The organism is Lysobacter sp. P5_B12 (genome assembly GCF_056400425.1).
Window position 1 is genome coordinate 384,256 of the sequence record NZ_JBFULG010000002.1, and the last position, 22,550, is coordinate 406,805.

Annotated in this window: 22 protein-coding genes; 9 read left to right on the plus strand and 13 right to left on the minus strand. The window is 67.0% G+C overall.

The annotated features are described in order from the left end of the window. Positions 1 to 3: 3 nt before the first annotated feature. From AC1DOM_RS05255 to AC1DOM_RS05265, 3 genes are read right to left on the minus strand one after another with little or no spacing between them, the layout of a single operon-like run. Positions 4 to 1,377, minus strand: coding sequence for an ATP synthase subunit B family protein (locus AC1DOM_RS05255; protein ID WP_498960913.1), 1,374 nt, complete (start codon positions 1,375 to 1,377; stop codon positions 4 to 6). Between the two features lie 60 nt (positions 1,378 to 1,437). Beyond that, entirely contained in the window at positions 1,438 to 1,818 is a 381-nt protein-coding gene (locus tag AC1DOM_RS05260; RefSeq protein WP_498960915.1) for a hypothetical protein, read from the minus strand. Between the two features lie 46 nt (positions 1,819 to 1,864). Next, entirely contained in the window at positions 1,865 to 2,485 is a 621-nt protein-coding gene (locus AC1DOM_RS05265; protein WP_498960917.1) for a TetR/AcrR family transcriptional regulator, read from the minus strand. 79 nt (positions 2,486 to 2,564) lie between these two features. Between AC1DOM_RS05265 and AC1DOM_RS05270 the strand changes: the two genes are divergently transcribed. Continuing rightward, positions 2,565 to 3,650, plus strand: coding sequence for an MBL fold metallo-hydrolase (locus AC1DOM_RS05270; RefSeq protein ID WP_498960919.1), 1,086 nt, complete (start codon positions 2,565 to 2,567; stop codon positions 3,648 to 3,650). Then, positions 3,647 to 3,895, plus strand: a complete 249-nt coding sequence (locus tag AC1DOM_RS05275; RefSeq protein WP_498960921.1) for a hypothetical protein — start codon at positions 3,647 to 3,649, stop codon at positions 3,893 to 3,895. Before AC1DOM_RS05270 ends, AC1DOM_RS05275 begins: the two co-directional genes overlap by 4 nt. Positions 3,896 to 3,901: 6 nt before the next feature. Here the strand turns inward: AC1DOM_RS05275 and AC1DOM_RS05280 are convergent, their stop codons facing one another. Together AC1DOM_RS05280 and AC1DOM_RS05285 are read right to left on the minus strand one after the other, a co-directional pair. Beyond that, positions 3,902 to 4,468: a peroxiredoxin gene (locus AC1DOM_RS05280; protein ID WP_498960923.1), complete on the minus strand. Its 567-nt coding sequence runs from the start codon at positions 4,466 to 4,468 to the stop codon at positions 3,902 to 3,904. 34 nt (positions 4,469 to 4,502) lie between these two features. Continuing rightward, positions 4,503 to 5,786 carry an FG-GAP-like repeat-containing protein gene (locus AC1DOM_RS05285; RefSeq protein WP_498960925.1) on the minus strand — a complete coding sequence of 428 codons (1,284 nt, stop codon included), beginning with the start codon at positions 5,784 to 5,786 and terminating at the stop codon, positions 4,503 to 4,505. 107 nt (positions 5,787 to 5,893) lie between these two features. Between AC1DOM_RS05285 and AC1DOM_RS05290 the strand changes: the two genes are divergently transcribed. Together AC1DOM_RS05290 and AC1DOM_RS05295 are read left to right on the plus strand one after the other, a co-directional pair. Next, on the plus strand, positions 5,894 to 6,673 hold the full coding sequence (locus AC1DOM_RS05290) for a hypothetical protein (protein ID WP_498960927.1): 780 nt from the start codon (positions 5,894 to 5,896) through the stop codon (positions 6,671 to 6,673). Positions 6,674 to 6,697: 24 nt separating this feature from the next. Then, complete coding sequence (locus tag AC1DOM_RS05295; RefSeq protein WP_498960929.1) at positions 6,698 to 7,348, plus strand: glutathione S-transferase family protein; 651 nt, start codon at positions 6,698 to 6,700, stop codon at positions 7,346 to 7,348. Positions 7,349 to 7,363: 15 nt separating this feature from the next. Here AC1DOM_RS05295 and AC1DOM_RS05300 read toward each other — a convergent pair whose 3' ends face one another. After that, positions 7,364 to 8,350 (minus strand): FG-GAP repeat domain-containing protein, encoded by a 987-nt coding sequence (locus AC1DOM_RS05300; RefSeq protein WP_498960930.1) that lies wholly within the window; start codon positions 8,348 to 8,350, stop codon positions 7,364 to 7,366. Positions 8,351 to 8,498: 148 nt separating this feature from the next. On the opposite strand from AC1DOM_RS05300, the gene AC1DOM_RS05305 reads away from it, so the two are divergent. Further along, complete coding sequence (locus AC1DOM_RS05305; protein WP_498960932.1) at positions 8,499 to 10,328, plus strand: tetratricopeptide repeat protein; 1,830 nt, start codon at positions 8,499 to 8,501, stop codon at positions 10,326 to 10,328. Positions 10,329 to 10,380: 52 nt separating this feature from the next. Beyond that, positions 10,381 to 13,200: a hybrid sensor histidine kinase/response regulator gene (locus AC1DOM_RS05310; protein ID WP_498960934.1), complete on the plus strand. Its 2,820-nt coding sequence runs from the start codon at positions 10,381 to 10,383 to the stop codon at positions 13,198 to 13,200. Between the two features lie 12 nt (positions 13,201 to 13,212). Here the strand turns inward: AC1DOM_RS05310 and AC1DOM_RS05315 are convergent, their stop codons facing one another. The 6 genes from AC1DOM_RS05315 to AC1DOM_RS05340 form a co-directional block, all read right to left on the minus strand. After that, positions 13,213 to 14,190, minus strand: a complete 978-nt coding sequence (locus tag AC1DOM_RS05315; protein WP_498960936.1) for a histone deacetylase family protein — start codon at positions 14,188 to 14,190, stop codon at positions 13,213 to 13,215. A 41-nt stretch (positions 14,191 to 14,231) separates the two neighbouring features. Next, positions 14,232 to 15,110 (minus strand): polyphosphate kinase 2, encoded by an 879-nt coding sequence (gene ppk2 / locus AC1DOM_RS05320; protein ID WP_498960938.1) that lies wholly within the window; start codon positions 15,108 to 15,110, stop codon positions 14,232 to 14,234. Further along, positions 15,107 to 16,756, minus strand: a complete 1,650-nt coding sequence (locus AC1DOM_RS05325) for a SulP family inorganic anion transporter (RefSeq protein WP_498960940.1) — start codon at positions 16,754 to 16,756, stop codon at positions 15,107 to 15,109. The genes ppk2 and AC1DOM_RS05325 overlap by 4 nt, the downstream gene beginning before the upstream one ends. 7 nt (positions 16,757 to 16,763) lie before the next feature. Further along, positions 16,764 to 17,042 (minus strand): hypothetical protein, encoded by a 279-nt coding sequence (locus AC1DOM_RS05330; protein ID WP_498960942.1) that lies wholly within the window; start codon positions 17,040 to 17,042, stop codon positions 16,764 to 16,766. Positions 17,043 to 17,144: 102 nt separating this feature from the next. Next, on the minus strand, positions 17,145 to 17,507 hold the full coding sequence (locus AC1DOM_RS05335; RefSeq protein ID WP_498960944.1) for a hypothetical protein: 363 nt from the start codon (positions 17,505 to 17,507) through the stop codon (positions 17,145 to 17,147). A gap of 2 nt (positions 17,508 to 17,509) precedes the next feature. Next, on the minus strand, positions 17,510 to 18,226 hold the full coding sequence (locus AC1DOM_RS05340) for a CHAD domain-containing protein (protein WP_498960946.1): 717 nt from the start codon (positions 18,224 to 18,226) through the stop codon (positions 17,510 to 17,512). Positions 18,227 to 18,352: 126 nt separating this feature from the next. Between AC1DOM_RS05340 and AC1DOM_RS05345 the strand changes: the two genes are divergently transcribed. The 3 genes from AC1DOM_RS05345 to AC1DOM_RS05355 all read left to right on the plus strand — a co-directional run bounded on the left by AC1DOM_RS05345 (position 18,353) and on the right by AC1DOM_RS05355 (position 21,435). Further along, complete coding sequence (locus AC1DOM_RS05345) at positions 18,353 to 18,808, plus strand: hypothetical protein (protein ID WP_498960948.1); 456 nt, start codon at positions 18,353 to 18,355, stop codon at positions 18,806 to 18,808. 75 nt (positions 18,809 to 18,883) lie between these two features. Beyond that, complete coding sequence (locus AC1DOM_RS05350; protein ID WP_498960950.1) at positions 18,884 to 19,792, plus strand: alpha/beta hydrolase family protein; 909 nt, start codon at positions 18,884 to 18,886, stop codon at positions 19,790 to 19,792. Then, positions 19,789 to 21,435, plus strand: coding sequence for a bifunctional AfsR/SARP family transcriptional regulator/alpha/beta hydrolase (locus tag AC1DOM_RS05355; protein ID WP_498960952.1), 1,647 nt, complete (start codon positions 19,789 to 19,791; stop codon positions 21,433 to 21,435). The genes AC1DOM_RS05350 and AC1DOM_RS05355 overlap by 4 nt, the downstream gene beginning before the upstream one ends. Here AC1DOM_RS05355 and AC1DOM_RS05360 read toward each other — a convergent pair. Then, positions 21,408 to 22,544, minus strand: a complete 1,137-nt coding sequence (locus AC1DOM_RS05360; protein WP_498960954.1) for a ScyD/ScyE family protein — start codon at positions 22,542 to 22,544, stop codon at positions 21,408 to 21,410. The two genes, AC1DOM_RS05355 and AC1DOM_RS05360, sit on opposite strands and share 28 nt — an antisense overlap. Positions 22,545 to 22,550: the final 6 nt, after the last annotated feature.

Sequence of the window (22,550 nt, forward strand, 5' to 3'; positions counted from 1 at the left end):
CGATCAGAATTTGTGGGCGCCGTGGGCGCCGAATGCAGCCTGGTATTGCAGGCTGACGATGTTGTCGGTGTCCTGCGCGTTCGGGCGGTCCTGCCCCAGCTGCAGGCGGATGAGCGTGAACTCGCTGTTGTGCCAGGCGAGCATCACGCTGTGGCGGAACGGATCGAAGTCGCTCGCGAAAGGCCCGCTGTCGTCGGACCACAGGCGGTCGTAGCGATAGCCGGTTTCCCAGGTGCGATTGATGCGCCAGATGCCTTCGACATAGGCGCCTGCGCGTTGTCCCGACCAGGGCTGGTCGAGCGCGGAATCCGTCGGATCCAGGTACAGGCCGTCGCGATCTTCGTGGAAGTATTCGCTGCGCACGGTGACGCCGCCGTCCTTCGTGTTGCCGCCTGGCGCCCACTTCCAGGTGAAATCGGCGATGTAGAGGTTTTCGTCGCCGCGGAATCCGTCTTCCGCGCCATCGGTCTGCGAACGCAGCATCGACACGCCGGCCAGCCATTCGTTGTTCGTGCCGACATCGCCGCCCGCGTGCGCGAACAATGTCTTGACGCCAGCACCCGCGTGGCCCGCACCGCCGCTGGGGAAGCTATCGCCGCGCATGACTTCGCCGCCGATTTCGAAGAAGACATCGGTCGGCGCGACCCAACGCACCTGCACGCCATCGTCGCCGTACTGGTTACCGAGGAACGCCTGGTAGGCCAGCGGCCGATCGGAGAATGCATCGGTGTGCGCGTGGTGGCTGTTGAGATAGCCGATGTTGGAGAAGAAGCGCCCCGCGCGCAGCGACAGACCGCCGGGCATCGCGATCGTGTCGATGTAGGCCTCTTCGACGCCGAGGTGATCCTCGCCATCTTCGTTGTGGACCGACAGCGTCGCCTGCCCGTAGAACTTGTCGTCGATGTTCGAGGAGAAGGCGAACTCGCTTTCGCCCAGCGACAGGCCCTGCGGGCCGGGACCGGCTTCACCCGCGAGCGGGAAACCTGCGCGCACGTAGTCGTCGGGATTCAACGAGTTGTACGCATAACGCCCGTTGAGGATCACGCTCATCGCGGGATTGAACGCGTTGGGGTTGGACGCCGCGCTTTCGCTCGACGATGCGACTTCTTCGGCCGGCGCTTCCTGCGCTTGTTCGGCGACCTGCGGTTGTTCCGCCGACTGCGCCTGCGCGGGCGGGTTGGCTTTCAGCGCTTCGATTTCCGCACGCGCGTCCTGCAGCGCCTGCGTCGTCTGGGCCTGGGCGTCTTCGAGTTGCTTGATCTTCGCTTCCAGCGCGGACATGCGCTGGTCGGCGGTCTGTGCGTATGCGGGCGTGGCCAACACGGCCAGCAGTGCGCCCGCGAGCAAGCCGCGACGCAATGGGTAAGACAAATCCACGGATAACCTCCGGATCGAATGGACAACGGGAAAGGCTGCGCAAGGCAGCGGCAAACCGCGTCAGGCGATCGGAGGTCGGAACGGAGAGGAGGTTGCGCGCGGATCGACGTCAGACGTCGCCATCGGCGGCAGCGCGACGTGCGGCAGTTCCAGCAAGGTCATCGCGAACACCGGCGCGACGGGTGCGAAAGACGGCCCGCCGCCGAGGTTCCAGATGCCGTCGGCGCCGTGCACGTGCTTGGTGCCCGATTGGCCCATGTCGCCCGGATCGTCCTTGTCGCCTTCGAAGTGCACGCCGTGCGGATCTTGCGAAGCCAGCATCGCGTGCTGGATCGAATGCACTTCGCACATCACGTGCATGACGGGCATCGCGACCAGCCCCAACACCAGCAGCGCCAGCAAGCTGGCGCGAAAATACCGGTGGAGGCGGCGAAAGATCATTGGCCCGAGCGTAACGGACGCGCTGGGCCCGTACAACGCCCGGAGGTCACCGGCGTTCGTAGTACGCCAGGAACATGTCGACCGCCGATTCCGCGACCTGCCTGCCCTGCGCGGGCGTGAGCGGCGCCTGCCCCAGCGCGATCTGCGGCCAGAACGCGAAGCCCTTCACCAACGCATGCATCTGCATCGCGGCGAACAGCGGGTCGTCGGTCTTCAGGCGTCCATCGGCGGCGGCCGCACGGATCCAGGTCGTGAGGCCTTCTTCGCGATCGCCCATGCGGGCAATCACTTCCTGCGCGAGTTCGGGCGAATGCAGGCCCGCGGCGATCGCCACGCGCGCCAGCTCGCCGAAATTTTCGTCGCGCAGCAATGCCAGTTTCTGGTCCAGCAGTTCGAGCAACTGCGCGCGCAGCGGTCGCGCCTTGCTGTAGGCGAGGTCCACCCCTTCCATGCTGCGTTCCCACAGCTGCTCCAGGATCTGCGCGAACAGCGCTTCCTTGCTGGGGAAGTGGTTGTACACGGTGCGCTTGGACACGCCGGCGCTGGCGGCGATGCGATCCATGCTGGTGGCCGCGTAACCGGACTGGCGGAACTCGGCCATGGCGGCATCGAGGATGGCCGCGCGCTTGCGGTCGGTGAGGCGAACGGGGGTGGGCTGGCTGGACATGCGAAAAAGTTTACACCGGGGGGTTTACTTTTCGGAACTGGAAACTACACTGTGTCGTGTACTTCTTCAGGACCCGTCCATGAACGTGTGCCCCGTCCTCCCCGTCGCCGACTACCCCGCCTCCCCGCAGGCCGCCCACGGCCGCTTCCGCAACCCGGCCCCCAAGCCGGCCGAGGGCGCGGCGAAAATCGTGCGGATTCTCTGGAACGCGCTGTTCAACAAACCCGCCACGGCCGTGCCCTCCGCCCCGCTGCCGGTGGATGCCCTGACCCGCGAGGCCCTGGACGCGGCGCCCGACCGGAGCCTGTTCCGCCTCGGGCACTCGACGATGTTGATCAAGCTGCGCGGTGGGTTCTGGATCACCGACCCGGTGTTCGCCCAGCGCGCCTCGCCCGTGCAATGGATGGGCCCGAAGCGTTTCCATGCGCCGCCCATCGCGCTGGAAGACCTGCCGCCGCTGCGCGGCGTGATTCTTTCGCACGATCACTACGACCATCTTGATCGCGACACCATCGTGCAACTGGCGCAGACCACCGATGTCTTCCTCACGCCGCTGGGCGTGGGCGACCGCCTGATCGCCTGGGGCGTGGATGCAGGGAAAGTGCGGCAGTTCGACTGGTGGCAGGACACGTCGATCGACGGCATCACCTTCACCGCAACGCCTGCGCAGCACTTTTCCGGGCGCGGTTTCTTCGACGGCAACAAGACGCTGTGGGCCTCGTGGGTGATCGTCGATGGCGCGCGCACCACGCGCGGCCCGAACGACACCGCGTTGCGCCTGTTCTTCAGCGGCGACACCGGCTACTTCGAAGGATTCAGGGAAATCGGCCGGCGCTTCGGGCCCTTCGATGTCGCGATGATCGAAACCGGCGCCTACGATCCGCAGTGGCCCTACGTCCACATGCAGCCGGAAGAAACGGTGCAGGCGCATGAAGACCTGCGCGGCCGCTGGCTGATGCCGATCCACAACGGCACCTTCGATCTTGCGATGCATGGCTGGCAGGAGCCTTTCGAACGCGTGCTCGCATTGAGCGCCGCGCGCGGCATCGCACTGACGACACCGCGCATGGGCGAACGCCTCGACCTGGCTGCGCCGCATGGCACGACCTGGTGGCGCAAAGCCGAATCCGAAACGCTGCAGACAACGACGGTGGAAGCACGATGAAACTGCGCATCGACGGCCTTCGCGGCGACGACGGCATCCGCACGATCATCGATGCGCTGCTCGACGTGGACCTGGGCGCACGCATCAACTTCGATGCACCCCTTGTGAGCATCGCCGGCCGCATGACGGTCGACGATGCCAGCGCTGCGATCGAACGCAGCGGTTACCAAGTCACTTCGATCATCGACCGTACGCTGGTCGACGCCGGCTTCCGCTACAAACCGCACGACAAGCCGGCGTATTGATCGGCCTTACTTCGCGGCCCCGGCGTGATGGGCGTCGAGTGCCTTCACCGCATCGAGCGTTTCCTTCACGTGCTTGTTGGGGTTGAGGTCGGAGTACACGTGCGCGATCGTGCCCGAGGGCGCGATGACGTAGGACGTACGGTTCGACCATTCGGGCTTCTCGGCGAGGATCGCGTCGTACTGCTTCGCGATCTTCGCGCCTGCGTCGGCGGCGACCGCGAACTTGCCGCCGCAGTGTTCGGTTTCCTTCGAAAAATCGGCGAGCTCGTCGACGTTGCCCGCGGTCACGCCGATCACGGTGGCGTGCGCGGCCTTGAACTGGTCGATCGCCTCGGAAAACAGATGCGCTTCCAGGTTGCAGCCGGACGTGTGCGCCGCGGGGAAGAAGTACACGACCACCGGGCCCTTCTTCAGCGCATCGGCCAGGTTGAACGTAAACGGCGCACCGGCGAGATAAGCCGGCGCACTGAAGTCGGGGGCCTTCGCATCGACTTTCAACGCGGCAAGCGCGGGCGCGGCGAATGCCACGGCCCCGATGACGGCGGAAGCGGCGAACTTCAGCAATACATTCATGGTGGACGGCTCCTCGGGAATTTGTCGCGCAAGCCTACTCCGTAAAGGCGACGGGAGACCACGCCTGGCTGGCCATGGTGGCCACCGCCTGCGTGGTCGCCGCGTTGGCCGAACGCCAGATCGTGTTCGCGCCGGTGCTGGTGTTGCGCCACAGGATGTCCGCGCGCAGGTCGCCGTTGTAATCGCCCGATCCGACGGCGCGCCACGCGGTGGCGACCGTCGCCACGGCCTGCGTCGTGGCCGAGCTGCCCGAGCGCCAGATCACGTTCGCGCCGGTGCTGGTGTTGCGCCACAGGATGTCCGAGCGGCCATCGCCGTTGTAGTCGCCCGACCCCACCACGGTCCAAGCCTGGCTGGCCATGGTGGTCACGGCCTGCGTTGTCGCCGAACTGCCCGAGCGCCAGATCACGTTCGCCCCCGTGCTGCTGTTGCGCCACAGGATGTCTGCGCGGCCATCGCCGTTGTAGTCGCCCGAGCCCACGGCACGCCACGCAACCGAGAGCGTGGACACCGCCGTCGTCGTGCTCGAACTCGCCGAACGCCAGATCACGTTCGCGCCGGTGCTGGTGTTGCGCCACAGGATGTCGGCGCGACCGTCGCCGTTGTAATCGCCCGAGCCCGCCACGGTCCATGACAGGCTGATCATGCTCGCCACCGATTGTGTCGTGGCCGAACTGCCCGAACGCCAGATCATGTTCGCGCCGGTGCTGCTGTTGCGCCACAGGATGTCCGCGCGGCGATCGCCGTTGTAATCGCCGACGCCCACTGCGCGCCACGCGACCGCGAGCGTGGTCACCGCCGTGGTCGTGGTCGAACTGCCCGAACGCCAGATCACGTTGCCGCCCGTACTGCTGTTGCGCCACAGGATGTCGGAGCGATTGTCGCCGTTGAAATTGCTGAGCTTCGCGATGGGCGCAGTCACGGTGATGGTGCCGGACATGCCCACGCCACCGGCGGCGCCATGGCGCTCGCAGAAATACCGGATCGTGCCGGTCGTCGGAAAGAACACCGTCCCGTTCCAGGCCGCACTGCTGAGGTTGCCGTTTCCACCGGTGGCATCGCAGCCGTTGGCGCAACGGAAACTCGTCGGCGATCCCGGATCGGAGCGCACGTTGTGCGTGCCGCCGTTGTTGTGGAACGTCACCGTATCGCCGGCCGGAATGGAGAGGGTTTTCGGCGAAAAGGTCATGTTCGAATTCGCATTCACGACGTGGTTCGCCGACAAGGCCGCCGACGAAAGCAGCACGCCGGGGGCCACCGCCGACCACGCCAAAGCGCGGAATACCCCGATCGCGATCGATGTTTGCTTTGCTTGCATGGCGCGCACCTCGCCGGTTTGCCCGGACCGGCCCTCCGGTGGATACACCAACGCGCGAATCCGGTTCGCATGGCCGGGCCCGCCGATCAGCCACGTTGGCATGACGCATGCCCAGACGACTCGCCCGACGCTTGCGCGACCACGATTGGGTCGGCGCGCTGATCGACCTGGTGATCGTGGTGGCCGGCATCCTGATCGCATTGCAGGTCGGCAACTGGCACGAGGACCGGGTCGACGCACGGCGCAAGCATGCCTACCTCGCGCGCATCGTCACCGACCTCGACACCGACCTGCGGGTGAACGCCAATCGCGATCGATTCCTCGCGCAGGTCCGCAGCTATGGCGAACATGCGCTCGCGCATGCGGAGACGGGCAACCTGGTCGAAGGCTCGGCATGGAAGACCGTGCTCGCCTATTTCCAGGGCGGTCAGTTCTATGCGTATTCGCGCGAGAACAATACGTTCGACGAGATGCGCGATGCCGGCGACCTGGGCCTGATCGCCGATCCGAAGTTGCGCAGCCAGCTGGCGTTCTATTTCGAGTCCAACACCAACCGCATGGCCGACAGCATGATCATGAACCTGGTGCCGCAGTACCGGCAGGACATCCGGAGCGTCACGCCCATCGCGGTGCAGGACTACATCTGGACGCACTGTTTCCAGCTCATGCCGGGAAGCGGGCGCGACCAGCGCATGATCGACTGCCCCGCGCCCATCGACGAAGCCCGCGCGCGTGGCATCCTTGCCACTTACGCGCAGTCCCCGGAACTCGCGCGTGAATTGCGGTTCTGGTTGTCCAGCCAACGCATCGCGTCGATCACCGTGCCCGAGGACAGGCGCGATGCGCTGCAACTCAAGGCGCGATTGGAAGCCGAACTGCGCGACTGAAACCCACCGTTCGAGAGGACTTCGATGAAGCCGACGATCACCGCATTCGAACATTCACCCGACCGCGGCAGGGGCTTGTCGCGCGACATGCGCGTGCGTTGGGCGCTGGAAGAAGTGGGGCAGCCTTACGACGTGCGCCTGCTGTCGTTCGAAGCAATGAAGTCGCCCGACTATCTCGCGCTGCATCCGTTCGGACAGATCCCGATCTACGAAGAAGGCGATCTGGTGCTGTTCGAATCGGGCGCGATCGTCTTCCACATCGCGCAGCGCCATCCCGGCCTCCTGCCGGTCGATGCGAATGCCCGCGCCCGCGCGATCATGTGGATGTTCGCCGCGCTTTCCACGATCGAGCCGCCGATCCTCGACCTGGTGATCGTCAAGTTCGTGGAGGGCAAGGAGTCGTGGTTCGAAAAACGTTTGCCCGCCGTCGAACAACGCATCCACGAACGTCTGCGCGAACTCTCCGATCGCCTTAAGGACGCGGAATGGCTCGACGGCGCGTTCAGTGCCGGCGACCTGATGATGATCACGGTGTTGCTGCGGGTGAAGGCCGGCGGCCTGCTCGATGCGTATCCGAACCTCGGCGCGTACGTCTCGCGCGGTGAAGCGCGCCCCGCCTACCAGCGCGCGTTCGCCGCGCAGTTGGCGGTGTTCAAGGCTGCGTCGACGGCTTGATCGACGCGGCTGCGCCTACTCTCCGAAACCGACGACCGACCACAGGTAATAATCCATCGCGGCAACCGATTGCGTCGTCGCCTTGTTCGCCGCGCGCCAGATGACGTTGGTTCCCGTGTTGGCGTTGCGCCACAGGATGTCGGCGCGGCCGTCGCCGTCGTAATCGCCCGAGCCGACGATCCACCATGTGGGTGCAACCGCGGCCACCGCTTGCGGATTGGCCGCATCGGCCGAGCGCCAGATGACATTCGCGCCCGTGCTGAAGTTGCGCCACAACAGGTCCGATCGCCCGTCGCCGTTGTAATCGCCCGATCCGACGACGGCCCAGTCCAGGCTGGCGACGGTGTGGACGGCGCGCGGCGTTGTCGAATTGCCCGACCGCCAGATGATGTTCGCGCCCGTGGTGCCATTGCGCCACAGGATGTCGGCGCGACCATCGCCGTCGTAGTCGCCCGAGCCCACTGCTTCCCAAGCCACGGGCAGCGAGGACACCGCTTGCCGCGTCACCGCATTGGCCGAGCGCCAGATCACGTTCGCACCGGTGCCGGTGTTGTGCCACAACAGGTCGGCGCGTCCATCGCCGTTGTAATCGCCGGAGCCCACGACGATCCAGGACAGGTTGCTCACGCTCGCCACGGGCTGCAGCACGGACGTGGTCGAAAGCGAAATCCGCATGGCCCCTGCCGTGTCGCGCCACAGGATGTCCGTGCGGCCGTCGCCGCTGTAATCCCCGAGGCCCACGATCCGGAAGGTGGTGGGCATCAGCGGTCCCTGCAGGCGCATGGCCGTATCGGCCGAAAGCCAGGCGACCTCCCTCGTGCCGCCGATGGGAATGGCGAAGCGCCACAGGATGTCCGAGCGCGCGTCGCCGTTGAAATCGCTGCGTTTCGCGCCGGGCGTGGTGGCGAAGGATGTCGATGGAACCAGTGCCCCGGTGATCGCCGCCACCCAGGCGATACCCAGCAATAACCCTTTCGTGGTGGAAGCTTGCGTTGCTTGCATGGCGTGCACCTCGCCGCCTCTCGCGGATGCCCCACTTCCACGAACGGGCGCGCATGCCGCCATCGTCCATGTCACCGCGTCACCCCACCCGCTTGTTGTATGGTTCGCTACGGCGGACGCGCCCGCCACGCCAAGGGTGTCCGCACGCATGGCTAGCGCTCTGTTCGCCGAATTGAAGCGGCGCAAGGTCGTGAAGGTCGGTGCCGTCTACCTGGTGGCGGCGTGGCTCGCCGTGCAGGCCGCGAGCATCGGCTTCCCCGCCTTCGACGCACCCGCCTGGGTGCTGCGCGTTTTCATCCTCGTGTTGCTGCTCGGATTCCCCATCGTGGTGGTGCTCACCTGGGTGCTCGAACTCACGCCCGAGGGAATGCGCATCGAGCCCTCCCCGGTCGGCAACAAGCGCGTGATCGGCATCGCGCTGGTCCTGGTTGCGCTCGGCCTTGCCTGGTTTTTCTTCGGCCAGCCGAGCGTGCGGCCCGGGCAGCAGGTCGTCGAATCGTCCGCGACACCCGCACCCCTGGCCGCACCCGCGCCCGACAACAAGTCGATCGCCGTACTCGCCTTCACCGACCTGAGCCCGAAGCACGACCAGGATTATTTTTCCGACGGCATGTCGGAGGAGATCCTCAATGCGCTCGCGCAGATCCGCGACCTGCGCGTGGCCGGTCGTACGTCGTCGTTCTACTACAAGGGCCGCAACGTCGACCTGCGCACGATCGGCAAGGCGCTCGGCGTCGCGCACGTGCTCGAAGGCTCCGTGCGCACCCAGGGCAACAGGGTCCGCATCACCGCGCAGTTGATCCGCAGCGTCGACGGCATCCACCTGTGGTCGAAGCAATACGACGGCGAGTTGTCGGACGTGTTCAAGCTGCAGGACCAGATCGCACGCGCGATCGCCGACGAACTCCAACTGGTGCTGGACGACGAACAGAAGTCCCGCCTGGTGACGCAGGCCACGGACAACCCCGAGGCCTATCGGATGTACCTGCGCGCGAGCGAGGTGTTGAACAAGCGCGACTACGCGCACGCGAAGGATGCGGTCGCGTGGCTCGAACAAGCGCTGGTGCTCGACCCGAAGTTCGTACGCGCGCGATCGCAACTGGCGCTCGTGCAGATGGTGCTCGACATCCGCGACCCCGCGCACGGCGCACAAGCCGAGCGCCATGCGCGCGCGGCGATGGCGATGGACCCGCACCTGGCCCAGCCGGTGTACGTGATGGGATTGACCTTGCGCTACGCGCGCCACCTGGCGCAGGCGCGGGCGTATCTCGATCGCGCGGTGCAGATGGCGCCACAGGACGCATCGGCCCACATGTACCTGGGCCAATGGCTGATCGTCAGCGGTTACACCAAACAAGGGATCGCCGAGCTGGACCGCGCCATCGCGATCGATCCGATGTTGCCGAACGCGGTCAACTGGCGCGGTTATCAATATCTGTTCGCCGGCGACATCGACAACGCGCAGGCGCTGTTCGCGCGTACCGATGCACTCGGCCTGAGCCTGGCCAAGGCAGGCCTGGGCGAAGTCGCGCATCGCCGCGGCGATTTCGTGCAAGCCCGGCGATTGCTGGGCGTCGCACCGAATCTCGATCCCTCGCTCTGCGGCGGCGTGGGTGCCGGCCATTTCGATACCTTGCTCGAAGGCACGATCCACGGTGATGCCGGCGCGCAGGCCCGCTCGCTGCGGCTCATCGACGAATGCCTGGCCACGCACCCGGCGATCGTGCCGTCGTGGACCGTCCTGTCGCTGATGCGGCTGAAGCAGTACGCACGCGCACTCGATGTCTTCGCCGGGCACCTCATCACCGACGACGCCGGCGTCATGCTCCGCATGTGGGCGCCGGAGAACGCACCGATGCGCGCGTTGCCGCAATTCCCGGAGGCCGCGCGCAAGATCGGCTGGGTGGAGGCATGGGAGCAGTACGGGCCGCCCGATTCGTGCGAGCGCGTGGCACCGGGCCGGTATCGCTGTCGCTGATCGTTCACCACCCGGGCCTTCATAATCGGGCGTGCCCGACGCAACCCACCCCATGAACGCCCATTCGAACCTGCGCTTCCTCGATGCACCGGGGCGAGTCGCAGCCTTGATGCGCGACCACGATTGGAGCCGCTCCCCGCTGGGACCGCCCGATCGCTGGCCGCAATCGCTGCGCAGCGTCGTCAGCCTGATGCTGCGGTCGGAGTTCCCGATGTTCGTGGCCTGGGGGCCGGCGCTCGGGTTTCTGTACAACGATGCCTACGCCGAAGTGCTCGGCGCGAAGCATCCCTTCGCGCTCGGGCTGCCGTTCGAGGAAATCTGGTCGGAAATCTGGGAAGACGTCGGCCCGCTGGCGCGCCGCGCGCTGGCCGGTGAATCGGTGTACATGGAAAACCTGCCGCTGATGATGCGGCGCAAGGGCTACGACGAATCGACGTGGTTCACCTTCTCCTATTCGCCGGTCACCGACGAACAGGGCGATGTGGCCGGCATGTTCTGCACATGCACGGAAACCACGGCGGGCGTCACCGCCGAGCGCACGCGCATCGCGCAGATGCAGCGGCTGATCTCCCTCTTCGAACAGGCGCCGGGCTTCGTCGCGGTCACGCGCGGGCACGACCATGTGTACGAGATCGCGAATCCGGCGTACCTGGCGTTTGTCGGGAAGGAGCGCATCGTCGGCATGTCGGTGCGCACCGCGCTGCCGGAACTGGACCAGAAGTTCATCGACCAGCTCACGCACGTCTACGAAACCGGGCAGCCGTATATCGGCCGCCGCATTCCCGTCGGCCTGCGTCGCGGGCACGAGGGCGACATCGAAGACCGCATCGTCGACTTCGTGTTCCAGCCCATCGTCGATGACCACGGACGAGTCGACGGCATCTTCATCCAGGGCACCGACATGACCGACCACGCCCTCGCCGAACGCCAGGTGGAAACCGAGCGCCTGCGCCTGGATGCGGTCGTGGAGTCGCTGCCCTCCGGTGTCGCGCTCGCCAATCCCGAAGGCGTGATCACGCGCGTGAACGCCGCCAATCGCGAGCTCTGGGGCATGCCTCCGACGACCGGTGCGCTGTCTGCCTATCGCGCGCGGCAGGGCTGGTGGGCGGACGACTCCACGCGCCGCGGGCAGGCCCTGGACGACGAGGACTGGGCGCTGGCGCGCGCGTTGCGGGGCGAAGTCGTGCGCGGCGACATCGTGGAGATCGCCCCGTTCGACGACCATCCGCGGCGCACCGTGCTGATGCAGGCCAGGCCCGTGCGCCTGGAGGGCGGCGACCTCGCCGGCGCGGTCGTCGTGCAGACCGACATCAGCGACCGCGTGCGCGCCGAAACGGATCTGCGCGCGAGCGAAGCGCGCTTCCGCACGATGACCAATGCGATGCCGCAGATGGTGTGGTCGGCGCTGCCGGATGGTTACAACGACTATTACAACCAGCAGTGGTACGACTTCACCGGGCTGGTCGCGGGCACGTCGGAAGGCGAGCGATGGGCCGACGTGCTGCACCCGGACGATCTCGAACGCGCCTGGTCGCGTTGGCGCCGCAGCCTGGACTCGGGCGAGGATTACGAAGTCCAGATTCGCCTGCGCCATCACTCCGGCGGCTATCGCTGGGTGCTGGCGCGTGCGGTGCCGGTGCGCGGCGACGACGGCGCGATCCTGCACTGGCTCGGCACGGCCACCGACATCCACGAACAACGCATCGCGCAGGAAGCCCTGGAACGCAGCGAACGCGCCCTGCGCGACGCCGACCAGCGCAAGGACGAATTCCTCGCGATGCTCGCGCATGAACTGCGCAATCCGCTCGCACCCATCGGCACCGCTTCGCAGTTGTTGATGTTGTCCTCCGATCCGACGCGCGTGCGCGCCGCGGGCGAAGTCATCGCGCGACAGGTGCGGCACATGACCGAGCTGGTCGACGACCTGCTCGATGTCTCGCGCGTCACGCGAGGCCTGGTGCACCTGGACATGGAAACGGTCGACCTGAAGTCGATCGTGACCAGCGCGATCGAGCAGGTGCGCGCGCTCATCGACGCGCGCGGCCACGCCCTGCGCACGCGCCTGCCGGCGGGCCGCATGTGGGTGAACGGCGACCGCACGCGCCTGGTGCAGATCCTCGCCAACCTGCTGAACAACGCCGCCAAGTACACGCCCGAAGGCGGTGAGATCCATTTGGTCGCCGATGTGGTGCAGGACGAAGTACGCGTGTCGATCCGCGACAACGGACAAGGCATCGATCCGGGACTGTTGCCGAAGATCTTCGATCTGTTCACGCAGGCCGATCGTTCTCCCGATCGCACGCAGGGTGGCCTGGGCATCGGCCTGGCGCTGGTGCGGAGCCTGGTGGTGTTGCACGGCGGCGCGATCACGGCCGACAGCAAGGGCCGCAACCAGGGTGCAGCGTTCACCGTGTCCCTGCCACAGGCACAAGCGCCGACGAGCGAAGACCCTCGCGCGAGCGACCGCGCGACGCCCGAGGGAACCGCGCTGGACATCGTGGTCGTCGACGACAACGTGGACGCGGCCGAAACCCTGCAGGTCCTGCTACAGGCGATGGGACATCGCGCGCGCGTCTTCCATCGCGCGCGCGATGCATTCGAATCGATCGTGGCGCAGCCGCCGGACGTGGCCTTCCTCGACATCGGGCTGCCCGACATCACCGGACACGAACTCGCACGCAGCATTCGCGAACGCCTCGGCCCACGCACCGGCGTGCTCGCGGCGCTGTCGGGTTACGGGCAGCCGCAGGATCACGCCGCCTCGCGCGAAGCCGGGCTCGACTTCCACCTGGTCAAGCCCATCGACCACGCGATGATGATGGACGTCCTGGCGCGCGCGCGCGATTTCGCGGGCGCGCAGCATCGCACCTGAGGCGTCGGGGCGTCAGCGAAACGCCGCCAGCACGGCGGCCACGTTCTCGCCGATCTGCGCAACCGCGTAGCCGCCTTCCTGCACCAGCACCGTCGGCAGGTCGAGCGCCGCGATCTGCGCGCCAAGGCGCGGGAAATCCGCGGCGCCCAGGCGGAACTGGCTGATCGGATCGTCTTCGAAAATATCGACGCCGAGCGAGACGACGAGCGCTTGCGGTGCGAAGTCGCGAACATGCGCGAGGGCACGCTCCAACGTGGCCGAATACGCGGCCCAATCGGTTCCGCGCGGCAGCGGGAAGTTGAAGTTGCAACCCTCGCCCGCGCCTGCACCACGCTCGTCGGGATGACCGAGGAAGTACGGGTACTCGGTATTCGGATCGCCGTGGATCGAAACAAACAGTACGTCGCCACGCTCCCAGAAGATGTCCTGCGTGCCGTTGCCGTGGTGGTAGTCCACGTCGAGCACCGCCACCTTCTCCATGCCAGCATCGCGCAGGCGCTGCGCTGCCAGCGCCGCGTTGTTGAGGAAGCAATACCCACCGAACATGCCGCGCCCCGCGTGATGGCCGGGCGGGCGGCAAAGTGCATAGGCACTGCGATCGCCTTCGGCCACCAGGTCGGCCGCCGTAAACGCGCAATGCGCGGCCGCGCGTGCCGCCTGCCAGGTGCCCGCCACGATCGGGCTGCCCGAATCGAAGCTGTAGTAACCAAGTCGACCGTGCAAGCCCGTCGGCATCCGGTCGCGACGCATGCCGCGCGCCGGAAACGCACCCGGCAACAGGAACCCGTCGCGCCCCTCGGCTTGCCATTCGTCGTACGCGCCGCGCAGGAATGCAACGTAGTCGGCGTCGTGCACGCCTTCCAGGACCGCGTCGTCGTAGTCGCGCGGGGCCTCCACCGACCATCCCGCCTGCGCGATCGCAGCCAGGATGTGGTCGACGCGGCTGGGCATCTCGAACGACGGCACCAGCTTGCCGCGATGCAGTTCCATGCCGCCGTCGTGGAGCGCATGGAGCGGAGAGTGGATGAACCTCAATACCGCTCCTCCACGTACTTGTAGGGGTACTTGGGATCCACGTACCCGTGCGGCTTCTGCCGTTTCGGGAACTTGATCTTCTCACGCGGCAGGTCTTCGTAGTGCACGTGGTCGAGCAGGTGGCGGATGATGTTGAGGCGAGCGCGGCGCTTGTCGTCGGTGCGCGCGACGTACCACGGCGCCTGGCCGCTGTCGGTGGCCGTGAACATCTCGTCCCGCGCGCGCGAGTAGTCGTACCAGCGGCTGAAGGATTTCATGTCCATGGGCGAGAGCTTCCAGATCTTGCGCGCGTCCTCCGCACGATCCCGCAAGCGCTTGGTCTGTTCCTCTTCGCTCACCTCGAGCCAGTATTTGAGCAGTTGCACGCCGGAGTGGACGATCGCCAATTCCACCATCGGCACCATCGCCAGGAACTGCTGCACGTGGGCTTCGTCGGTGAAGCCCATCACGCGCTCCACGCCCGCGCGGTTGTACCAGCTGCGATCGAAGATCACGATCTCCCCCGCGGCCGGCAGGTGCTTGATGTAACGCTGCAGGTACATCTGCGATTTCTCGCGCTCGGTCGGCGCGGGCAGCGCGACCACGCGGAACACGCGCGGGCTGACGCGGTCGGTGATCGCCTTGATCGTGCCGCCCTTGCCCGCGCCATCGCGGCCTTCGAACAGGATGCAGATCTTCAGGCCCTTGGCGACGACCCAGCGCTGCAATTTCACGAGCTCCACGTGCAGCTTGTCCAGCTCTTCCTCGTACTCCTTCGCTTTCATCTTGCCGGGCGGCGCGGCGACCTCGCCTTCGGCGACGGCTGCGTGCTTCGCCACGGCGCGTGGCAGTCTCGCGACTTTCTTCGTCGCGCTCTTTTTCGTGGTGCGTGTCATGGGGATGACTCCGTTACGTTTGCCATCGGCGGCTGCAACGCCTGCACCGCCATTTCGAGATTGAAGAACATGCGCCCCTGGCCCAGCGTTTCGTCCAGCGGGGAGCGGCGCACCATCGCGAGGGCCTCCGGCAGCAGCCCGACGAGCACGACCTGGATGCCCGCCTCGCGCATGCGCCGCTCCCCTGCGATCAGCGCCTGAAGTGCCGAGTACTCGATGTCGAATACGCCCGACATGTCGATCGCGACGACCTTCGGGTGGTACTCCGCGACCAGGGCCTGGAAGCGTTCGGCAAGGCGATCGGTGTTGAGGAAGAACAGCCTTCCCTCGGGCCGCAACAACAACAGGTCCGGGAAGGTTTCGTCATCGGGATGCTCCGGGGAAATCGGCCGGAACACATTGGTCCCGCGCTTGCGCCGCAGCACATGCAGACGTGGATGCGTCGCCTGCTGGCTCAGCGCGACGAGCGAGACGATGATCGCGACGAGGATGCCCTTCAGCGTGCCGAGCAGCATCACGCCTGCGAAAGCCACGAGCGCCCAGATGAATTCGACGCGGCGGATGCGGAGGATGTCGCGGAAGTCCTCGAGCTTGAACAAGCCGACCGAGTACACGATCACCAGGCCCGCGAGCGTGGCCTGCGGCATGCGCGCGATCAGCGGCGCGAGCCACAGCATCGTCACCAGCGCGGTCGCGGCGGTGACCAGGCCCGCGGCTTGCGAGGACGCACCCGCGCGCCGATTCACCGCCGTCTGCGACATGCCACCGCCCGCCGGCATCGCCCCGAAGAACGCGCCGACCGCGTTGCCCGCACCCGTCGCGATCAACTCGCGATCAGGCCGTGGCGATGGCTCGTCCTGCCCCTGGAAGGCGCGCGCGACGGCGATGGTCTCGGTGAAACTCATCAACGCGATGCCCAGGGCCGCCGGCCACAGCGCTTGCACCAGGTGCAGGTCGGGCATCGTGATGTGCGGCAAGCCGCCGGGAATCGCACCGACCAGGTCGATGCCGAAGCGCTCCCACGCGAACAGCGCCGAACACGCGATGGCCACCGCGACCGCGATCAAGGGCGCGGGCCATCGGGGGCGTACGTGCTCGAGCGTCGTCAGCAACGCGATCGTGCCCAGCCCGACGGCAAGGGTCGGCCACGACACATGCCCCAACCCGCCCAGGATCTGACCGATGTTGTGCACGAAGCCTGCCTTCTCGAAATGCAGGCCAAGCAACTTCGGCACCTGGTCGACGATGATCACCACCGCGATGCCGGCCTTGAAGCCCACCAGCACGGGCGTGGAGATGAAACTCGCGACGAAGCCCAGGCGAAGCACGGCCGCGAGCATCAAGGCAACGCCGACGAGCAACGCCAACGTCGCCGTCGCGGCCAGCAGTTGCGAGGGATCGCCATTCGGCACGACCTGCGACAACTCCGCGCCGGTGAGAATGGCGATGGTGGTGGTCGTGCTGACCGACAAGGGTCGCGACGTGCCGAGGAACGCATACACCGCCATCGGCACCAGCACGGTGTACAGGCCCACTTCGACCGGGAGCCCGGCGATGGTCGCGTAGGCCATCGCCTTGGGAATGACGACCGCCGCCGTCACCAAGCCGGCGACGACGTCCTCGCGCAACCTGAGGCCGGCGAACATGCGTGCCTCACGCGCCCTTCTGTTCGTTTTCGAGCGCCTTGCGCATGATCTGCCCGTACAGGTCGACCAGGCGACCCGCGAGCGAATGCAATTCCGGATGCTGCACGACGAAACTCGTGCTGCGATTGGCGTCGTCGAGCATCTGCTTGAGGAACGCGATGTCTTCCTCGCGCAGGCGCTCGCCCTCGTCCATGCGTTTGTCCAGCGCCAGCGCACGCGGCAGGCGCTGCTCGATCAGGCGGTCGATCAGGGCCTGGCTGGTGGCAGCATCCATCTTGTCGGACATGCCGACCCTCCGCAGTTCGGCCCTGTCGTGCAATGGCAACACTCGGCCGCAGGGGAATCCATTGGACTTCGGGCCAACGCGCTTGGCTCGGCAGTGGCGGCGCTAGCTTTCGAGCCACGCGACCGCCGCGCGATGGCTGTTGAAGCGTCGCACCGGGTAGCCGATGTCCTTCGCGATCGATTCGGTGGGGACGGCGTGGAACTCCGGCGGATTGACCAATGCGACGCGACACCGTTGCAGGTAAGGCTCGCTGCGCAGGCGCGCTTCCAGCGCCTGGAACGTTGCGGGGGACGGCTCGTGCACCCAGGCCTTCGAGTAGTCGATCAGGATGCCCRTCAGCCCATGTTCGACGAGCAGCGGGAACACGGCCTCCATGACGTCGATGCGGTCCTGGAAACTGACGGGGCCACGGAACGTGATTTCGAGTCGTCCCTGCGCCTCGAAGATGCGGATGTCCCGTTCCACGGTCAGCGACCCGTGCCCGTCGCGCGGCGCGTCGGATCGGCGAGGCGACGCAGGAGCTTCTGCAGGACCGCTTCGTCGTGCCGCTCGCCGAGCCGGTCGCCCAACTTTTCCAGGGACCGTGTTTCCGATTCGATGGGATGTTTCGTCGCCTTCTTCGCGACGTCGGGCGCGAACTCGGCGACGGCTTCCAACTGCATGCGCAGTCTGCGCACGCGACGACGCCAACGGTGCAGGTTCTGCATCGACGGATCGTCTTTCGCCCGCCGCCTGGCCTTGGCGACACGCCGTCGACTGCGCTTGAGTGCGGAGCGCAGGTCCGCGGCGTTCAGTTCCTGCCATGGCAGGGCCTCCAGCGCGCGGGCAACGCGTTCCACCCGCGTGCGACGCAACCGGAATTCGGGGTCTCGCACCAGCGCCCGCTGGATCAACACGTCGCGCCGGCGACGCAGGCAAACCACGACCGGCCTCCATGCTTCCTTCGCGCCCTGCTTGCCCAGGCGCTCGGCGGTCAGGACCGCAACGTGTGCATCGCGCAGCGCGGACAGACTGTCGCCGACACGCTTCAGGACGTGGTCGCTGTCTTCCGATTCGACGAACGCCAGGAGCGAAAGCAACGCGCGCAGGCGCCGAATCGCCTTGCGCGCAGTGTGGATCGAGATGTGCACGCGACGTTGCGACGAGAGTGTGCGCAGGAGCGACCGACACGCCTTCATGGCCATGGCCCGTGCTGAGTTGCCGAGATCCGGGGAATCGCTGGGTGGCATCTTGGATCGCGCTGGCTCAGCGGTGGGATTGCGAACTTCCTAGAATACGCCGACGACCGGTCGGCAAGAGGAACCGCCCCGATGCATCCATCACTCAGGCGACGTGCCGTCTTCGTTGCGTTGCTCGCGCTCTGCGGCTGCGCCTCCCATGGCGACGCGCTCGACACCACGCCTCCGCAAATGCTGCTCGGGGACTTCGTCGACGACTACGGCATCCCGTATCGCGTCTCGGCGCAGGAATGGCATCAACGGCCGAACACACGCTATCGCCTGGTCGCATGGCATCCGGAGGCGCAGTACCTGGTCGCGCAAAACGATGGCGCCAACGCCAGCGACGCCGGCCTGTGGACGCGTATCGACTGGGTCGCCCTCCCCGGCATGCCGCCGTACGAATGGGGGTTTTGCCTGAGTGCTTACAACGCCCGCACACAAGCCGATGCGGAGCGCACGACCATCGCGCGCCGCGACGATCCGAAGACCGGTTGCAATGGCTTTCCGTTTTCGCGAATGCGCCGCATGGGCGCCGGCGGAGAGTGAGCACGCGCGCCAGCGGACGATCAGCGGACGCTCGATGCCTACGCTCGCGGCTCCTCAATGCACCGGGAGCCGACCATGGCGATCTTCGATTCCATCCGAACCTTGTTCGCCGACGACGATGGGGCGTCCACCGTCGTCCTCTTCAATCATTCCCGGCCGCACGCGCGCGCGCCTGTGTTCGTCTGCCTGCCGGCGATGGGGGTCGCCGCAAGCTTCTACACGCCGTTCGCCGAAGCGCTTGCGCAAGCGACCGGCGGCGTGGCGGTCCTGGCCGATCTGCGCGGACAAGGCGACAGCACGGCGCTTGCACGACACGGCGCGCGATTCGGTTATCAGGAGATCGTCGAGCAAGACCTCCCGTCGTTGATCGCCGCGATCGCCGCGCAGTTTCCCGGTCGGCCCATTTATCTCGTCGGCCATAGCCTCGGCGGTCAGCTCGGCAGTCTTGCGGCCGTGCACGCATCGCGCGGCCTCGCGGGTTTGATCCTGATTGCAAGCGGTACCGCGCACTATCGCGCGTGGCCAAACGCCCTGCGCCTGCGCGCGCGCATCACGGTGCAGGCGGTGCGAATGGCGGCTGCATTGCTGCCCTGGTATCCGGGCCGGCTGCTGGGCTTCGGCGGCGACCAGCCGCGTCGATTGATGGCCGATTGGAGTTACAACGCCAGCACCGGCCGGTATCGCTTTGCCGGCAGTAGAATCGATTACGAGGAGGCGCTGCATGCCCTCGTGTTGCCCGTGTTGTCGGTCGAACTCCGTGGCGATCCGGTGGCGCCGACCGGCGCGACGACCGAGTTGCTCGCCAAGCTCGCGTCCTGCGCGATCGCGCGTCGGCAGATCGACGGTGTCACCGCCGACGCGCCGTGGCGGCGGCACTTCTCCTGGGCGCGCAGCCCGGACGCGGTGGTCGCTGAAATCATCGCGTGGTTGTGCGCGCAGTCGCGCCGGGGCGACGTCGAACGTCGCGAACGAGCCGCTGCATGAGCGTTGAGGTGACATCGCCCCTCGCGCTTCGCGTGCTCGGGCCGGTGCGGCTCGAGCATGCAGCGGGCGCGTTCGAACCGGGCGCGCGGCGCGAGCAGGCAGTCCTCGCGCTGCTCGCCGCCGAAGCGCGTCCGATGAGTCGCGCGCGCCTGTCCGCCCTGCTCTGGCCCGATGCCGACGAGACAGACGCGCGCGGGCGCATGCGCCGCTTGTTGCATGCGCTGTCGAGCCACGTTGGGCACGACACGCTCGTCACCGATCGTCAGACCGTCGCGCTCGCCGACGATGTGCGTGCCGCCACCGACCTGGCTGCGCTGCGCCGCGACCTCGCGGAAGGACTGTATCGCGCGACCGAGGATGCGAGCGACGAGCGCCTGACCGTCCTCGAACACGCAGCGCACCTGGCCGCGGCCGAGTTCGCGGAGGGCCTGGTGCTCGACGAATGCGACGAGCTGTCGGCGTGGCTGGAACGACAGCGCGAATCGCTGCGCCAGGCGCGTGCGCAGGCTTTGTCCCAGCTCATCACGCGGCTCGAAGACGCACGACAGTACGAACGCGCGCTCCAGCATGCGCAGGATCTGCTCGCGATCGATCCGCTGAACGAAGCGGCGCAGCGCCGGCTCATCCGGCTGTACGTCGAAGTCGGACAGCCACACGCAGCCTTGCAACAGTTCGAGCGCTGCCGGCAACTCCTGCACGACGAGCTCGGTGTCGAACCGGAAGCCGCGACGCTTCGAGTCGCCGATGAAATCCGCGCGCGCGACGCCGGGACGACAATGCGCGACGACAACGCCCCCGCACCCGCGACGGCGCGGTTCACGCGCAGCGGCGACACACATCTTGCCTATCAGGTGATTGGCGACGGCGCGCTCGATGTGCTCTTCATCAGCGGCTTCGTCTCGAACCTGGAGCAGGCCTGGGAGCCCGGCGGGCCCGCGGATTTCTTCCGCGCGCTCGCGCGCGAGTTCCGCGTGATCCTTTACGACCGGCGCGGTGTCGGGCTCTCGGATCGCACCGTCGATCCCTCCGATACGTCGGTGAGCAGCGTCGACGCGTTATCGGTCCTCGACGCAGTCGGGAGCAAACGCGCGCTCGTGTTCGCCGTGTCCGAAGGCGGGCCGATCGCGATTCGGCTTGCGGTCGAGCATCCGGAACGCGTTGCGGGGCTCGCGCTTTGGGCAACGCTCGCGCGCGGAACCGCCACGCACGACTATCCGTGGGCACTGACTGCGCAGCAGTACGCGCGTTGGCTCGATGCGCTCGTCGCGCAATGGGGGCGGCCGGCGGACATCGAGACCTTCGCGCCCGGCCACGCGGACGATCCGCTGTTGCAGCGCTGGTGGGCCCGCATGCTGCGCCTTGGGTCCAGCCCGCGCTGCATGCGCGCCGTCCTGCGCACGCTCGCGCTGAGCGACGTGCGCGATTTACTGCCGCAGGTGCGCGTGCCGACGCTGGTCATGCATCGCACCGGCGACCGCGCCGTGCGCGTCGGCGCCGGCCGCCAGGTCGCGAACGCGATTCCCGGCGCGCAATGGCTCGAATTGCCCGGGACCGCGCATTGGTGGTGGCTGGGCGAGACCGCGCCGATCCTCGACGCGATCACGCGCTTCGCGCATCAGGGCACATGCACGCGCAGGATTTGACCGGCGCCGGGCAGCGGCGGACCGAAGCCGATGTTCGAGACGAACAGATCCCCCCCGGGTCCCATCACCATCGCGGTCGGCAAGGTCAGCCCGCGCACGATCGTCTGCGGGCCACCGCCCGGGCGAATCCGCACGATGCTGCCCATGCCGGGCGTCGGGTCGGGCCCGCCGGACGACATCTGCAGGATGTAGAGCGCATCGTTCCTGTCGAACGCGATGCCGAGGATCGCGGTTCCGCGTGCGACCGCTTGCAGGCGTGTCGGATTCGGCAACACGCGCCAGACGCGCTGCGAACCGTCGACGATCGGGAACGTGCCGAGGTTGGCGATGTAGAAATAGCCGTTGTGTCGCGTGAGCGCCGTCGGAACGCTGTGGCCGCCGAGCGCCGCGGAGACATCGAGGATGCGCGTGATCGCACCCGTCGTCGGATTCACGCGGATGAAGAGCCCGTTGTTCGGCTCGACCACGTACAGCGCACCGTTGTACGCCACCATGCTGTACCAGGTGCCGTCGGTCTCGACGTCCGGCCCGAGCGCGCCGCCTGGGTGCGCCTTCAACCACCGGCTGAGGTTGGCAACGATGACGGGCGAAGCACCAGGCACCAGGCGAACGATCGCGTTGTCGCGATTGACGACGCCATGGGAACAACCCGCACCACTGATCAGCGCGTACAGCGTGTCGTCGACGTACGCGATGTCCGCGACGCCGCTGACGAGGGAACCGGAGCCCGCGCTCGTCTGGCTGCTGGGGAGGTTGCTGTAGTACGTCGCGCGCCGACGGAACCCGCCGAAGTCGAGCACGCGGGAAATCCGCCCACCCGTCGCGCTGCCGGTATACGGCCCGATCGGCGGATCGATCTGATCGCACCGCCCCGCCGTCGACTGCGTACCGCCCGTGCCACCTTCGGCGACAACGAGGCGATCGCCGATGGCGAACTTCAAACCGCGCGGGTTGTTGAACCCGGTGGCATACACGCTGACCGAAACGCCAGGCGCGGTGGTGATCAGTTCCTGCGCCCGCAGGAGCGGATCGGAAGGCGTCGCGGCATGCGCGCCGAAGGCCAGCGCGCACGCGAGTGCGCACGCACCGATGAGATTGCGTGGCTTCATGGGGCA

Excerpts from the sequence above, each read along its gene's own strand:
- AC1DOM_RS05260 (WP_498960915.1), bottom strand. The coding sequence starts at position 1,818 with ATGATCTTTCGCCGCCTCCACCGGTATTTTCGCGCCAGCTTGCTGGCG.
- AC1DOM_RS05265 (WP_498960917.1), bottom strand. The coding sequence starts at position 2,485 with ATGTCCAGCCAGCCCACCCCCGTTCGCCTCACCGACCGCAAGCGCGCG.
- AC1DOM_RS05270 (WP_498960919.1), top strand. The coding sequence starts at position 2,565 with ATGAACGTGTGCCCCGTCCTCCCCGTCGCCGACTACCCCGCCTCCCCG.
- AC1DOM_RS05275 (WP_498960921.1), top strand. The coding sequence starts at position 3,647 with ATGAAACTGCGCATCGACGGCCTTCGCGGCGACGACGGCATCCGCACG.
- AC1DOM_RS05280 (WP_498960923.1), bottom strand. The coding sequence starts at position 4,468 with ATGAATGTATTGCTGAAGTTCGCCGCTTCCGCCGTCATCGGGGCCGTG.
- AC1DOM_RS05285 (WP_498960925.1), bottom strand. The coding sequence starts at position 5,786 with ATGCAAGCAAAGCAAACATCGATCGCGATCGGGGTATTCCGCGCTTTG.
- AC1DOM_RS05290 (WP_498960927.1), top strand. The coding sequence starts at position 5,894 with ATGCCCAGACGACTCGCCCGACGCTTGCGCGACCACGATTGGGTCGGC.
- AC1DOM_RS05295 (WP_498960929.1), top strand. The coding sequence starts at position 6,698 with ATGAAGCCGACGATCACCGCATTCGAACATTCACCCGACCGCGGCAGG.
- AC1DOM_RS05300 (WP_498960930.1), bottom strand. The coding sequence starts at position 8,350 with ATGCAAGCAACGCAAGCTTCCACCACGAAAGGGTTATTGCTGGGTATC.
- AC1DOM_RS05305 (WP_498960932.1), top strand. The coding sequence starts at position 8,499 with ATGGCTAGCGCTCTGTTCGCCGAATTGAAGCGGCGCAAGGTCGTGAAG.
- AC1DOM_RS05310 (WP_498960934.1), top strand. The coding sequence starts at position 10,381 with ATGAACGCCCATTCGAACCTGCGCTTCCTCGATGCACCGGGGCGAGTC.
- AC1DOM_RS05315 (WP_498960936.1), bottom strand. The coding sequence starts at position 14,190 with ATGGAACTGCATCGCGGCAAGCTGGTGCCGTCGTTCGAGATGCCCAGC.
- ppk2 (WP_498960938.1), bottom strand. The coding sequence starts at position 15,110 with ATGACACGCACCACGAAAAAGAGCGCGACGAAGAAAGTCGCGAGACTG.
- AC1DOM_RS05325 (WP_498960940.1), bottom strand. The coding sequence starts at position 16,756 with ATGTTCGCCGGCCTCAGGTTGCGCGAGGACGTCGTCGCCGGCTTGGTG.
- AC1DOM_RS05330 (WP_498960942.1), bottom strand. The coding sequence starts at position 17,042 with ATGTCCGACAAGATGGATGCTGCCACCAGCCAGGCCCTGATCGACCGC.
- AC1DOM_RS05340 (WP_498960946.1), bottom strand. The coding sequence starts at position 18,226 with ATGGCCATGAAGGCGTGTCGGTCGCTCCTGCGCACACTCTCGTCGCAA.
- AC1DOM_RS05345 (WP_498960948.1), top strand. The coding sequence starts at position 18,353 with ATGCATCCATCACTCAGGCGACGTGCCGTCTTCGTTGCGTTGCTCGCG.
- AC1DOM_RS05350 (WP_498960950.1), top strand. The coding sequence starts at position 18,884 with ATGGCGATCTTCGATTCCATCCGAACCTTGTTCGCCGACGACGATGGG.
- AC1DOM_RS05355 (WP_498960952.1), top strand. The coding sequence starts at position 19,789 with ATGAGCGTTGAGGTGACATCGCCCCTCGCGCTTCGCGTGCTCGGGCCG.
- AC1DOM_RS05360 (WP_498960954.1), bottom strand. The coding sequence starts at position 22,544 with ATGAAGCCACGCAATCTCATCGGTGCGTGCGCACTCGCGTGCGCGCTG.